At 43.0% G+C, this 15,335-nt stretch carries 7 protein-coding genes; 3 read left to right on the forward strand and 4 right to left on the reverse strand.

The features are described from left to right. Positions 1-4: 4 nt before the first annotated feature. The 4 genes from GCU39_RS02220 to GCU39_RS02235 all read right to left on the reverse strand — a co-directional run bounded on the left by GCU39_RS02220 (position 5) and on the right by GCU39_RS02235 (position 5,846). On the reverse strand, positions 5-2,227 hold the full coding sequence (locus GCU39_RS02220) for a hypothetical protein (RefSeq protein ID WP_193726731.1): 2,223 nt from the start codon (positions 2,225-2,227) through the stop codon (positions 5-7). 86 nt (positions 2,228-2,313) lie between these two features. Next, positions 2,314-3,897, reverse strand: coding sequence for an ABC transporter substrate-binding protein (locus tag GCU39_RS02225; RefSeq protein WP_152392011.1), 1,584 nt, complete (start codon positions 3,895-3,897; stop codon positions 2,314-2,316). A gap of 54 nt (positions 3,898-3,951) precedes the next feature. After that, positions 3,952-4,839: a carbohydrate ABC transporter permease gene (locus GCU39_RS02230; RefSeq protein WP_152392012.1), complete on the reverse strand. Its 888-nt coding sequence runs from the start codon at positions 4,837-4,839 to the stop codon at positions 3,952-3,954. Positions 4,840-4,880: 41 nt separating this feature from the next. Beyond that, a complete protein-coding gene (locus GCU39_RS02235; protein ID WP_152392013.1) occupies positions 4,881-5,846 on the reverse strand; it encodes an ABC transporter permease in 966 nt (321 codons plus the stop codon). A gap of 231 nt (positions 5,847-6,077) precedes the next feature. On the opposite strand from GCU39_RS02235, the gene GCU39_RS02240 reads away from it, so the two are divergent. From GCU39_RS02240 to GCU39_RS02255, 3 genes are all read left to right on the forward strand, one after another. Further along, the gene (locus tag GCU39_RS02240) at positions 6,078-8,447 is read left to right on the forward strand and encodes an AraC family transcriptional regulator (RefSeq protein ID WP_152392014.1); all 2,370 of its coding nucleotides are present in this window, start codon (positions 6,078-6,080) and stop codon (positions 8,445-8,447) included. A 355-nt stretch (positions 8,448-8,802) separates the two neighbouring features. Next, a complete protein-coding gene (locus GCU39_RS02250) occupies positions 8,803-10,377 on the forward strand; it encodes an S-layer homology domain-containing protein (RefSeq protein WP_193726732.1) in 1,575 nt (524 codons plus the stop codon). Positions 10,378-10,434: 57 nt separating this feature from the next. Then, positions 10,435-15,132 (forward strand): Ig-like domain-containing protein, encoded by a 4,698-nt coding sequence (locus tag GCU39_RS02255; RefSeq protein WP_193726733.1) that lies wholly within the window; start codon positions 10,435-10,437, stop codon positions 15,130-15,132. Positions 15,133-15,335: the final 203 nt, after the last annotated feature.

Consider the following 15,335-nt stretch of genomic DNA (forward strand, 5'->3'; position numbering starts at 1 on the left):
CCCGTTATTTTCTCAATTCCATTTGTATACGCTCTCCGGCTGAAAGGGGGACAGTCTTCATACATGCAAAGTAGTGATGCGTTACGCGCTGAGCGTCGGTACGTTCGTCCGCAAGCAGCGTAACCATCGTACTGTATGCGGTAGGATTATACATTTCCATGGATACAGAATCCTCATTCCACTGTGTAACCAAGCATTCCACATGGTCAAATACTTGCAGTGTGCGGCTTGCGAAATCCACATATACGCCCGGTACTTCTACAAAGGTAAGCAGCATGGAAACTTCCGGCCAGTTGGAACCATAGAGGAATTCCCCAACCGTTTCTTTGCCTTCCCAGTCACTTGTCTGTACACGCTCGTTCATGTAGCCTGGAGGCAAATATTGCTTCTCGAGCGTAAGCTCCGGATCTTCTGCCAGAGATACATACTGCGGTAAGCTGTGTGCAATAGCATGTAGATCATGTAGATATTTTGCTTTGCCTGTAAAGCGATATAGCTTGAGAAGGCTGTTGCCTGAAAGTGTACAAATACCAGGCGCAGAGTGTTTGTTCTGTGCGTTGGCAAACACCGTGCCGCTGCTGTGCACACCGCGCTGTGCCGCGGTACTGTGCGCAGGGAACACAAAGTCATAGCTCATGACCCACGTCATGGCCATTTCGCAGGTTTCTTCCGCATAAGTAAGCCATATGCTCTTGTGCGTCGTTTCATACAGCTGCACATAGCTTTCCAGCATGGCGAAAGCCGCTTCGCTATCCGGCGCTTGACAGATTTCCCCAGGACAGCCGTTCAGCATTCCTTTTATTACATAGTTGTTGTAATAATACTCCCCGAGCTGCTCTGCAACACTACGGTATTCCGTACTCAGGAAATATTCGCTTGCCAGTGCCAGGGCGCCTACGGCCATACATGCTCCGGCTGAATTACCGACTACGATTTCTTCTGTTGCCATATCAATAAACTGTCCGAGTTGACCATATTTTCGGAACAGCCGTACAAAGGCATCGCAAAGCGCCTTTACGGGTTGCTCAAATTCGGTCGTAGAATGGTAATTGTCCGAAAGCCAGAATAGCTGCTTTAGCACGAAATATAGCAAATCGGCATTTTTGCGAACTAACAGAATGGTATCGGGGTTACTGTCGCCGCCGTCGCCATAAAATTTCCCGTTACCATACATTCCGAATATCCATCCGCTAGGGTGCTGTAAGCGCGAGAAAATAAAGCGGAGCGTAGACAGCGAGCGCTCCCGCGCTTCGGATGAATCTTCGATCAACAACGGATAGCTATTCATGCCTCCGCCAATCCAGCCGGCCTGCCAGCACTGCTGATGGATGTTCCAGTTGGTTCCTACAGAGTAATATCCTTCTTCCGTATAGTTTTCCTTTTGGTATTTTTCTTTGATGCTTGTATAGGCCTTATAAAACGGAACATTAAAGAATTGATTTGGGGATTCCAATGTTGTCTTGGTGCTGTTTACGAATTTGAAAAAGTCCGGCAAAGATATTTGCTGCGAGTGAAAGACGCAGACCGTCAGCGTTAGGGATTGACCTTGTTTAAACCAAGCGCCGGTATCTTGTGAAGGAGCTGTAACGTCTGGGCGAAAGCCATGTCCGTCGTTTTGGTCCCCAAAAAAATATGCGCTAGTCTCGCGCACGCCTGGAACAGAAAGCACAAAAGAAGCTTTGCCATCGATTTGATGTTCATCAACGGTAAAGCCTGTATAATAACTGCCGCATTGGTGCGTTCCGAGTAGAACAGAACCGGATTGGCGGTTAAAATCATAGAACCCACATAGGGGCGATGCCATATCACCAGAAAGTAAAGAAATTTGTGATGTTCTGTTCTCCATATCCAGATGAGGAATGCTGGTAATGACTTCGGCCTCTGTAAATGGGCTGTTGTGGGGAGGCTCATAATAAGGCGGGTAGGGAAGAGGTAAGCTTACAAAACGATTGCCATTATAAACCGCCCCGGGCATCAACACATAGTTGCTTTTTTCCCATTGCTCCGTTGCCATCGAAAATGAAAAATTCATCGGATCGGTTGTATCTTCATGAAAGGACAGGATAATATCCAATCTTTGTCCATGCGGAAGTCGTTCCGTAGTTATGAGCGCACGGCATGGGAACTGTGAAAAAGCAACCTCGTTATTTTCGAGCTTCACATCAACGATTTCTGAGTCTAGCACTTCACTGCCAGTAAAAGATTTACACATAAGAGAATAGCGCATGTCGGTTTCCTCTCTTTAGGCTTATTAAATAGAAATCCGGTGTACGATATAAAGAAATACACCGGATTTCACAATGGATCGTGAGATTATTTTTTTGCTTTCCAAGCGTCATATTGAGCCTGTTTTTCTTTGATAATGTCGTCCACGCCGGCAGTTTTTAGACGCTTCAGGAATTCAGGTAATGCTTTAGCTGGATCTACAGAACCGGAGCTGAGTGCAGGAATCAACTCCGTAGTAACTGCAGTACAGTTTGCCACCTGCGTCTTTACTGGCGTTGGGTCGAATACAAAGCCCGTTACCGGTGAAATTTCTGCTGTTTTGTCAGCTTCAAAGACCAATTTTTGGGTCGCTTGTTGAATTTCGCCGTCTTTGTTCTTGTCATAGTTCGCACGCTTAAAGTCAGGGCTGTAAGATTGGCCAAGTTGCCATTCGTTAAAGTTGAAATTGTATTTGCCTTCAATCATCGTAAACTTGCCATTTTCGTCGTATTTGTAGTCAACGCCCTCTTCACCAAGGGTAATCAGTCTGAACAGGTCATCGTTGGTATTGAGCAGTTCAACTAACTGCAAAGCTTTTTCAATATGTTTGGACCCGGAATTGATTGCAATCGCTGCAGTAGAAGCGGCGCCCGCAGGAATCATCGTGCGAGTCGTGGAGACGGTTACGGCAGGCGCATTGCCTGCGCTTTTCGTCATCGACATATTGCTGGCATCAGGGTTACCAGGGTATTCAATGCTGTCAGGCCAGCTGCCCGTTTTCTCAGCGACAAATTTGGCTGCTTTACGGTCAGGAGAAGTATCTTTTACGGTTGCGCCATCTTTGCGAACATAACCTTTGTTGAACCAGTCGCGCATAATTTCAGTGTACTTCTTGAATTCTTCCGTCTCAAACTGGTTGATGACTTTGTCTGAACGATCAAGGTTAATCCAGCCAGGGATGCTCGTATCACCTACGGCTTCCATGTTCCATAGCAGCGGATTGCTGGCGAACAAGCTGTCAATGGAGCTGGTTTCAAATCCGATCATACCTTTGTGTTTTGCCAGCGCATCGCCAAGGAAAGGTCCGATCTTTTCAAGTGCCTCAATGGTAGGCATGCCTTTCAAGGCTTTCCAATCAAAACCGGTTTCATCTACAAGGTCAGAACGGAATTTAAAGCCTTCGCGTTTGGCAGTGCCCCACTGTTGATAGTTCACGAGTCCATAGATCTTGCCATTTACTTTAACGCCTTCCCATAGTCCTTCAGGGATACGGGAATAGGTTTGCGGTGCATATTTAGGAATGAGGTCCGTCAGATCGGCATAAGCGCCTTTGGCGGCGTTTTCAAAGAAGTTGATGCCACCCCAGTTAGCCGTGAAGCTGAGATCCCAATCGTCGCCGGAATTGATCATCAGGTTCATTTTCTCGGCATACGTACTGCTGTCTACGAGAATTAGATTCAGTTTGGCATTCATTTCTTTGCCAATAATTTCGTTGGCTTTCTTCATAACGCGGTCAAAGTCATTGACAGGGCTGTTCATCATGTAGAAATTGAGCTCAGTGACCTCTTCCTTAGCTGGAGCAGGGCTCTCAGCGGATTCACTGGTAGTGCCTGCATCTTTCTGACCGCAGCCGGCCAGCAGCATGGTTAACAGCAGTGTTACGGACAACAGAATCGCAGAACATTTTTTCATTGTCGTTCCCCCTAGATTTTTATATATAATTTTCCGGTTGGTTTACCGGTAAAATTACTCTTTTACAGCACCGATTGTCAAACCTTTTTCAAAATACTTCTGCAGTAAAGGGTAGAGCAAAATAATCGGACCGATGGCGAGTACGCAGGTTGCCATACGCGCGCCTTCACTAGGCAGCATGCCAATAGCTGCTTCCATCGATTGTGAAGCCTGGGCGTTCGACTGCAAATATCCAATATTGTTCATTAAGGATTGCAGCAGATATTGCAGGGGACGCAGCTTCGGTGATTCGATATAGAGTGAGGCGGTCATCCAGTCATTCCAGTATGCAATGGCTACGAACAAACCGATGGTCGCAAGCGACGGTTTGGACAGCGGTAATGCAATCCGGAAGAAAGTACGGATTTCACCCGACCCATCGATGCGTGCGGATTCAATTAACGACTCCGGAATCGTACGGAAGAAGTTTTTCATAATCAGCACGTTAATGGTCGATACCAGATAGACAATAATCAGCACCCAGATGGTGTCCTTCAGATGCAGGATACGCGTCAGCAAAATGTACTGCGGAACAAGACCGCCGTTGAACAGCACTGGAAGATACACAAATAAAGTGAGCGCTCTGCGGTGAGTCACCTCGGGACGTGTCAGCGAATACGACAGCATGGAAGTAATCAGCAGATGCAAGAGTGTGCCGACAACCGTCACAAAAATCGTAACGGCATAGGCATTGAGAATAGAGCCTGCTCCGCTGAATACATACTGGTAAGCTGCCGTACTGAACTCTTTGGGCCAGAAGCGATATCCGTCCAGCATCAACGATTGCTCGTCCGTAAACGAGATGGATACAACCAACAGCAGCGGAAGGATGCAGGCAAGGCTCAGTGCAATGAAAATAAGATGGATCGTTATTTTTGAAAAATGTAGCTTTTTAAGTAGCATGTATTTCCCTCCCAAGTAGAAACGCTATCCTGTCAGATCGTTTAGAATAGTGCGTTGTCGGGATCTTTCTTTTTAATGATGTAGTTAGAGATCAATACAAGGAAGAAGCCAACGACCGCTTGATATAAACCAACTGCAGATGCCATGCCGTAGTCATTGACCTTTTTGAGCGAACGGAATACAAGGGTGTCGATAACGTCTGTTGCTGGGTAAAGAGCACCCGCATCATTCGGAAGCGTGTAGAATCCGTTCCAGTCGCCTAGACCGCCATTGAATAATTTACCTACCCACAGCAGTGAAAGAACAATGATGGTCGGTTTCAGAAGCGGTAATGTAATATGTTTAATGCGTTGCCACTTCGAAGCGCCGTCCAATTGTGCAGCTTCATAGTAATCGGGGTTAATTCCGGCAATTGCTGCTACATATAGCACCGAGAAGTAACCGACATTCTTCCATAGATAGGCAATGGGTAAGATGAAGCGCCAGTAAGACGGTTCACTGTACCAGTAAATGGCTTCTCCGCCGTTTGCGGTAATCGTGCTGTTGATAATGCCACGGTCAACGCTGAGCAAGCTGAAGAGAATGTACTGGATGACAATCCATGAGAGAAAGGTTGGCAGCAAAATGGAACCTTTATAGGTAGCAGAGGTAACTTTGTTTTTTACTTCACTTAATAGAATAGCTATTGCCAATGCACAAAGTGTAACGGTAACAGCTTCTAGTAGATTGTAAAAAAGCGTATTAAAGGTAACGGTTCTTGCTGCGTCGGATTTAAAGAAAAACTCAAAGTTTTTGAACAACGGGTCCATCCATGGACTTCCGAAAATACCATCCCGTGCATTGTAATCTTTGAAGGCAATGATCACGCCGGCCATCGGAATGTAAAATAAAATCGTAATAAAAATTAAACCAGGCGCCATCATGAAATAGAAAGGTGTCTGGCGGCGCGCGCTACGTAAAGCTCTGTAGGATTTGCCCTTTCGTGATGGCGTTGTAATCGTCTTCATTTTATTCACTCCTCTCTGTGCATCATTTGTACGTCTGCTATCAGTGTAGTTTAGGAAGATTTTCATACTCAACAAACAAATATGCTGTTCTTTTTGTTTTTCAACACAAGGAATCTCTAAAAACTAACGATTTCTACAAACTGTTATAAATCGTTGAGGCAATTTTTATTTCACACTATAATATGAATTGGCATTCATCATACTAGGGAGTCGCATGGTTAGGGGGACATAATGAAGCTAGCATATAAGATCAAAAACCGTAGTACTAGCTTTCTACGCAAAGCCTTTTTTTCTTTTTTGATTATCACGATCATCATGACTGTTTTACTTACGACTTTTTTGACGTTAACTTATTTACGCACGACGAATGCATTGATTAGCCGCTATAACGACAAATTGATTGCACAGTCGAATTACAGTATTACCTATCTGGACGAGAGCGCAAAAAGATTAGGCCAGGCGCTTTATAGCGACAACCATATCACTGAATTTTTAAACATGAATGAACATGATGAGCGCGTGGCTCTCTTAGCAAGCAGGGTGATAGACAAACATTTCCTGACCCTGAAAGATATCGACAGCGTGTATCTTTACAATGCGGGCTTGGACTTGTTCTACTCCTCACGGAGCGGTGAGCGTAAATCGGCATCCGAATTTTCAAATCAAGCGATCGCAAATTTATTAACCGATAAAGATTTTGTAGCTGCATATCGCGGCCGCCCTATCGTGGCATCCGTCGATGAAGCAACACAATCGGCGAATGTATGCTCCTATATACTATTTGAACCGGGCGCCACTGCAGCGGGGTTGAAAAATGCCATTGTTGTCAATATTCAGACGAAAGCGCTTACGAACTCTATTCAAGCGATTAATCGCAGTGATGCTGTACCAGAAACGTCTTTTTTGGTGGTGGATGCCAATGGTTCGATATTAAGTATGGCACTCTCACCGGAATTCGGTCATGACATGAGTGAAGTGCGGGCATTAAGCCGGAAAGCACAGGAACTGGACGGCAGCAGCAATCAGGTGCGCAAAATTGACGGGATCCGTTACCTTGTTTCGAGCAGCAAAAGTAATGCAAACAACTGGTACATTATGGGTGTTACGCCTGTCAAAAAAATATTTAAAGATGTCATTACAGCATCGATCGTATCGGTAGGTATAGCAGTAGCTGTATTCATTTTTTGTGCCGTCATTTGTCTATTTCTAGCACGCAGGTTGAACAGCCCGATCCAAGCCATTACGAAAATGATCAACGGGGAGGCACCCGATCGAAGCGACCCGCTTGTGTCCCAAACGGAAGAGTTTCAAGTGATTCTATCTGTATTCGAATCCATGAAAGAGCAAAATTCGCAGCTCGATAAAATCATGCGTGAAACAGGCTATGCAGCCAAACAAGATTTTCTAAATGCGCTGTTAAGCGAGAGTACAACATACTCGATGAAAACAGTGCAGAGTAAACTGCAAGACTTGCAACTGGACTATATCGTCTCCAACCAGCTGTGCATGTGCTTGTTCAAAATTGATAATTACAGCGAGTTTATGTCGCGAAATAGTCAGAAGGAACGTTGGGCATTGCGCTATGCTATCGTGAACATCGCCACAGAGATTACAGAAAATTACGGTAAATGCGAAATTTTCAGCTGTGATTCCGACAAATTCGTGATGCTGATGGACTGTGACCATGTATCGCAATATAAGGTGCTGCAGGATGAGGTGGAACGTATTTTACGAGAAATACAGTGGAATACGCAGAAGTATCTTCATATTTCGCTGTCTATGGCGTACAGCACCATGTTCCAGGGTCTTGAGCATTTGCCGAGCATGTATAACAATATGAAGGGTTCTATTCTTCTAAAAATGCGATATGGACATGGCTGCATCATCACGCCTTATATGATCGATGAGATCAATACTGATGACTTCCACGTTTCAGTCAAAAAAGAAGAACAGCTGATCGAAAAAGTGCTGGAGGGTGACGATAAAGAAGCTAGTGTGATCTATCAATCTATTAGTCAACAGCTGTATCAATATACGTACAACGAGGTTTTGTTCAGCATTGTACATTTAATTTACAGAATCTATTCTGGTGTGCTCAGTAAGATGCCTGCCATAAAGGACAATCAGGATATAACGCTGCAGGCGTTTTTACTATATATACAACATGCAGAAGTCGGTGAAGATATTGATCGTTTAATGAATTCGTTTCTACAAAAGCTCAGCAATGAGGTAACTGCGATCAAAAACACATCAAGTAGTAACGACTTTCTAATGCAGCGCATTCTAGGAATGGTAGAACAGGAATATGCCAACACCGAACTTTGCCTTAGTTCCATTGCCGAAAAATTGCGCTTGTCACCGAATTATGTTGGTCATTTATTCAAAGCGGCACATGGGCAATCGATTGCGCAATACATTTTTGATTTCCGCATGCAAAAACTAGACGAATATATGCGCAATACGAAATTGTCTTTATCGACCATCATCGAAAAGGTAGGGCTTGAACGGAATAATTATTTTTACACGCGATTTAAAAAGCATTTCGGTATGTCCCTTAGTGAGTACAAGATTCAGCTCGGACAAGACATCGATCGTGATTAATTGATAAAAAAGAGGCTTAGCGATTCATCGTAAAGATAGAATCCGCGAAGCCTCTTTTTTTGCAACAAAATGGAACAAAACAAAAGGAATTAGAGATTGTATTAAAAATATGAGTAATATCACACAATGAAAAAGTTGCAAAAACAGCAAAAAACATCAAAAGTAATAGATTTTGTGATTGCTGGTTTGAGATCCGCTTGGCTACAATGCAGTAAATTAGCTGCATTTTAACGAAGGGGGGACTCATGGATAGGATTAAACTCTAAAATGATGTAAGCGCTACATTCTTTGTGTATGGGTCATGCGACAAGTAACAAAATGAATCGTTCGAATCAAGACATCGGGAGGATAGAGAATGCGACAACGAATCTCCGTAATTCTTGCAGTAATTCTATGTATAGCGATTTTGCCTGTAAGTGGCTTTGCAGCTTCGGCTAATCTAAAAGCAACTTATGATAAGGGCGTAGTTGCCATCGATGGTAAAGGATTTGAGGCAAGTAAGGATTATATCGTAAGAGTGGTTGATCAAGGAAATGAAACCCTTAAAGCGATGGGACAGGTTCATGCAAATGCAAATGGCGTCATTACGGGTTCGATTACGACAGGCGCTTTGGGAAAGGTAGAAGAACATGTTGTATACGTGAATGGAATGGATGGACCATTGGTTTCATCAGCGACTTTGAATGGAAAGGTTGATCCCAATCCTCCAAAACCGGATCCAAAGCCAGATCCAACACCAAAGCCTGATCCAACGCCGAGCCAAGAGCCAACCATCAAAGATGGTTATATATCTTATACTCAAGTAAAGCCTGACAAGGATGGAAATGTAAAAGTTGAAATGAAAGATGGTCATGTAGATTCAGCGCTGAATCATGCTCCAACAGATGAACGTGGCGTGAAACAAATCGTAATCCAAATCGAAACGACAGGTAACGTGAAGCAACATACGATCACGATTCCTGTAGGAAAGATCGCAGCCAAGTCTGAACAGATCGATGTCACAGTCAGTACGGGCTTTGGTGATATTGTATTAACACATGACGCGATGAAATCCATGGCAAAGAATATCAATAGTAAAGTAAATGTCGTCATAACCCCAATGGATAAGAGCAGACTTTCATCAATCGCTAGCGAAACTATAGGCAACAGAACAGGTGTGCATGTATCTCTTTTCCAAGAAGGCAAGCCGGTAGGTGCTGATATCAAGATCGCGATTGACTATAAACCTGTGGGTAAAGAATTGGAAGATTATGACCATATCGTTGTATATAAAGTGGCTAAGGATGGTAACTTGATCATCGTTTCAAATGGCAGATATAACAAAGAAACTGGAAAAGTTACGATAAATGGCGAAGCTAATGAAACCTATGCAATAGGCTTCGTGAAGAAAACTTTCGAAGATACCTCCAAACATCCATGGGCAGAAAAACAGATATCTGTACTCGCTTCAAAAGCCATTATAAGAGGAACGAGCGAAACATCCTTTTCTCCTCAAAAGAACGTTACGAGAGCCGACTTCTTGAAGCTGCTAGTAAATACTTTAGGTCTTAAAGCTGATATCCGTGAAAACTTTGATGATATCGCAGAAAATGCTCTTTACTATAACGAAGTCGCTATAGCCAAAGCACTGGGAATAACTTCAGGTTTAGGCAACAACAAATTTGACCCAAGTGCGCAAATTAACAGACAAGACATGATGGTAATGGTTTTGAAAGCGCTTCAAATCGCAGGTAAACCGTTGTTAGAAGGAAGTAAAGAGGATCTTCAGAAATTTAGCGACGCTGACAAGATCGCAAATTATGCACGAGATAGCGCAGCATCATTAATTCAAGATGGGATTATTACAGGAGATGGCGGCAAAATCAATCCAAATGGCAAGATGACAAGAGCTGAAGCGGCCGTCATATTGTACAGGATTTATAATCGGTAATTCCTTTTAACTGCGTAAACATTGCAGATTTTAATGAGAAGGGGTAGGTATATTTACATGGCTACGACTAAGAAAAAAATCTTTAGTTTGATGATTGCATGTTGTATGATTTCTACTTCATTATTTGTCCCTACATTTCATGCTCAAGCAGCAGCAAATGAAGAAGTACATTCTCTGAATAGAATCCAAGCGCAATTCTTTGTTTCACCAAATGGAAATGATAAAAACGATGGTTCATATGATAAGCCATTTGCAACGGTGCAAGCTGCAAGAGATGCCGTTCGAGCAATAAATAAGAACATGACAGGTGATATTTACGTCTTTATTGCCAAAGGCAAATATTATCTTGATCAAACGATTACTTTCAACGAACAAGACTCTGGTACGAATGGCTATCATATCATCTATCGAAATTTAGATGACCTGGCGAGTGCTGAAATGATCGGCGGTAAGGTTGTAGACACACCGTGGCAAATCGTTGAAAGAACAGGTGCTGACGCAGACTTGCCAGCTGCAGCTGCGGGTAAAGTTTACAAGACTCACGTGGGTACAGATGTTATTTTTGACACGCTATATGTCAATGATCGACGTGCTACATTGGCACGTACACAAAATTTGAATAGATATAAAGATTTCCCGGCTGCTCTGACGCCTTATATGAGAAGTGCAGGCGGCGGAATCGGTGATTTGATTTATCGAGCAGGCGATCTGGATCAAGAGTCCATCAACGGGTTGGTCAATGCCGAGCAGCGTGGAGACTTGGATGCCTCGGTTTATATGTGGGATGGCGGATACTGGGATTGGATGACGGATACGATACCGGTGTCTTCGATAAACACGGCAACTCGTCAACTTGTATACAAAAAGGTTCCAGGAAAACCAGAAATGTATCGACCGAAATATAACACAGGTACAGATGCAAGATATTTTGTGCAAGGGAATTTAGGGTTCTTGGATGTTCCAGGTGAATACTATTTCAATAAAACGACGGGGGATTTGTACTATTATCCGGAAGGGGATATGAACGATAAAGAGTTTATCATTCCTACGGTCAAAGAAGTGATCCGTGTCGAAGGTTCTGATCGAACGCATATGGTATCCAATATTGAATTCAGCGGCTTGCAATTAAAGGATACGAATACGACAGATTGGTATGCCTATGGGTGGAACTGGGGAGATGCAGGAGCTGGTCTAGGTTTCTATCCTCCGGAAGCTAAGGGAAGTACACAACCATCCTATGCCGAGCAGACGGAAAGAATAGAGTTCCAGTATGGCGTGGTTACCCTTACGAATACGAAAAATGTAACGATATCGAAAACACATATTAAAAACTCAGGTATGTTTGGCATTGAACTTTATCTAGCGAATGAAAATGCAACCATAAAGGATAATCTGATTGAATACACAGGTCATGGTGGCATCAACGTTGATGGCGGTTACCCTGGTGTGGCTGGAGACAAAAACGGAGATGGGTATAGCAGAAATAATACAATAACCAATACCATTGTTCATGATATTGGCGAACTGATTGGCCAGGCCTCAGGGATTACCATCCAACAGTCAAGCTATAATACGGTTTCTCATGTCGAGGTCTATAATTCACCAAGAAGGGGACTTTTTCTGACTGCCGGATACAGCCGCAATCCGAATGCAGCTTTCCCAGATGGTGATAAAAACTTCAATATTATGACGGATATGTATACCCACCATAATAAAATTGAATATGTCTATTTGCATGATGCACAGCAAGATGGTGGCGATGATGGGGCGTTCTTTGCATGTTATTTGTATAAGGGTGCAAATTACAAACCTAACTACTTGAACCAAGTGATTATCGATAACACAGGGGCAAATCCTACGATGACTGATTTTGGGCCAAATGATATGAATTTGGATATGGGAGCCTCAGGTTTAGAGTTGAGTAATGTCAAAGCAACAAATCCTATGAATTTTAATATTGAAGTGAACACGATTCTTCAATATGGCGATGTGATCAAGTTTGATAATACGAATGTGAATTACGGGAAACTTGCCAATCATATCAAGGAATTTGACGATTCTAAGATGGAGTACGACAAGATTGGAGTCACTTCAGATTATCCTACACAATACTTGACGGACAGAGATTTGATTACAGAACCAGCAGATATCTATTTTAAAGAGAACTTTGAACATGGACTTGATGATACGGTATGGTCCGTTCAAGACGGTCAGGCCAAAATTTCAACAGAATTTATGTCTGAAAGACCGATCAACGGCAAACAAAGTCTGGAACTGATGGATAAAACGCGAGTATTTAAGAATTTCCCTGAAATGCTGAATAAAGTCGTTACGGTGAAGATGTTCGACAGACAAAATTATAATTTGGCTGCGTACGATTCCGGGCAACAAAATTCGGCTCGAGTTACATCCATCGCACGAGTAGATGATGGGGAGAACGTCATTGGTCTGGGATCAGATTTTGATACGAAAAATAATTATATCATCCAAATCGGAAATCAAAAGGAAACGACGAACATTCCTCGAACGTTTGGTTGGCATGAGTTGAAGTTTGACTATACTTCAGGTTCTGAAGTAGGGCTATATATTGATCATCAACTCGTTAAAACTGTACCTGCAGCAGGATTTGATTATGTTTCGTTTGGTGCTGATAATGGCAGAGGACAAGCCTTCTACGATGAGCTTTATGTATTTGGCGGGAAACCAGCGACATTGCCAATTCCTCCGTCCAATATACCTGCACCTCCGGCATATGACGGATCCGATGTGAATAAGCAACAGTTGAAGCTGGATTTTGAAGATGGAATTGCACCTCAATTTACCAAAATAGGGGGCATGCCATCTGTTACAAGTGTTGTATATGAGAGCGGAAATAGCGGAAATCAAGTATTAAAAGATGAGATTAGAGACGGTAATGATTTCTATGAATTGAATGCCCCTTGGAATAATTATCTGGTGAATATGAAATGGAGATTTGAAGGCTGGGGTACAACGGATGTTCTAGGCGGTGCCTATGATAACTTTACGATTTATGTCATGACATCGACTGCAGGGATAGCTCCTGGTAAAGCGCCATTATCCTATCAAGTCGTATATCGAAGAAATAAAAATGGTACCAGTGGCTATGCAGCGGGGACACCGTATTTTGAAATCTCGAAACATACGGCCAGCTCAGATACATCCTTAGGTAAGGTAGGTTTACCAAATGGATTTAATGCGAATGAATGGCATAATTTGCAGATTCAAACCTTTGACGGGAAGATTGGTTTCGTATTGGATGGACAAAAATTGATATCTGTTGACGATGGTCAGTATAAATCAGGCGGTGTAGGCTTTGGAGGAATTAATGCCACGGTAAACCTGGATGATATTGAGATCATATCCAACCCTAAATATGTGGATTATGCGGCTGATCTCGGACTAGGCAATGCGGTATTAAACGGCAACTTCAATCCTAACTATTATACGTATTATGCTACCATCGTTGACACTGCACAGCCTATTACAGTCCAGAAACCTCATATCGTACTTGATGGTGTGGAAATTAGATTACAGTTGAATGGTGAGGAGATTTTATTTGAAGGTGAGCAGGCATCGATTTCACCGGATAAATTAGTCAAAGGGAAAAATACGTTGGTATTATCTGAAATTTCTTCCGCAGGAAGCAAAGACTATACGATTTATATGAATAAGGATTATCAGATCACGTCTATCGAAGGTATAGAGGAGAATGTATCAACAACGCTAGATCATGCGCCGAATCTACCAAGAGAGGTTACGGTTACTTTTCAGGATGGGGTTTCTCAGGTCGCTAAGGTTAATTGGGATACAATCAATCCATCACGCTATAAACAACCGGGCTCATTTACAGTAAAGGGTCAGCTTGTAGATCTAAAAGGAACCGTTAGCGTACATGTAACCGTAGATGGTGTAACATCGATTGATAAGTTAGGCCATGTTACTACGCTTGCGGGTGTAGCGCCAGTATTAGCAGCTACAGTTCATGCTCAGGATCTAAACGGTCCTAGAGAATTGCCACTGACGTTTGCCCAATTCGATCCTTCCTTATATGCACATGAAGGGACCATTATTGCAGTTGGGGCAGCAGAAGGGTATGCGGGAGATATTCTGCAAGTCGTAGAGGTACAGGACAATTATAATCCCAAACCAATTCTTACGGCAGGTACCGCTAGTCGCTTAACGGAGACGACGGCTTCCGTTTCCTTTGGCACAAGTAAAGATGGTCAATATTATTATCAAGTCGTTGAGAGCGGAGCGAAGGCGCCGGTAATCGATACGAGTAAGGCTGGTGCTCCAGCTAAAAAAGGACTCGTACTAATTGGTGTAGAAGGCTTAAAGAAAGAGACTGCCAAAGACATTTATATGGTGGTTAAAAACGGTAATGTGGTGAGTGATGTATTAAAGATGGAAATCCCTAAGTATACGGTAGATAGCGGATATACGCTTGCGATTGGTAAGGAGACTGCGGGTGGCGCTGGTTATACCCGTAATATTACGATTGCTGGAGACAAGGGGAATGATTTGACGGGCAAATATCTGACTGTTCAATTTACGGAAGGTACTGGCGTGAATGCGAAAGTATCCGTCGTCATGATCGCGCCGCATAAAAATGAGGTAACGATATCCTATCAGAAACAAGGTACAAAAATAGAGGCTTGGTTAACCAGCGGATTGCCAAATCTGATGGGAGAGAACATTGGTGTTGAAGTATTCGCGAGTGCCAAAAGCAACTAAAGATTGCTAGTTTATTGAAACCCTAGTGTGAAAGTATAAGAAATAACAACAGCCCCTTTTTCTAATGGAAAAGGGGCTGAACATATTACTTGCTGATCTTCACCTGGATCAAGTAAAGCGATATTCTTCATCTGCATTTTGAGACGCAAAAAATAAAATCAAATTAACTTTGTTTATTCGATAGACAAAGTGAGTCTAGTGAA

Source organism: Paenibacillus guangzhouensis, assembly GCF_009363075.1.
Taxonomy (GTDB): Bacteria; Bacillota; Bacilli; order Paenibacillales; family Paenibacillaceae; genus Paenibacillus_K; species Paenibacillus_K guangzhouensis.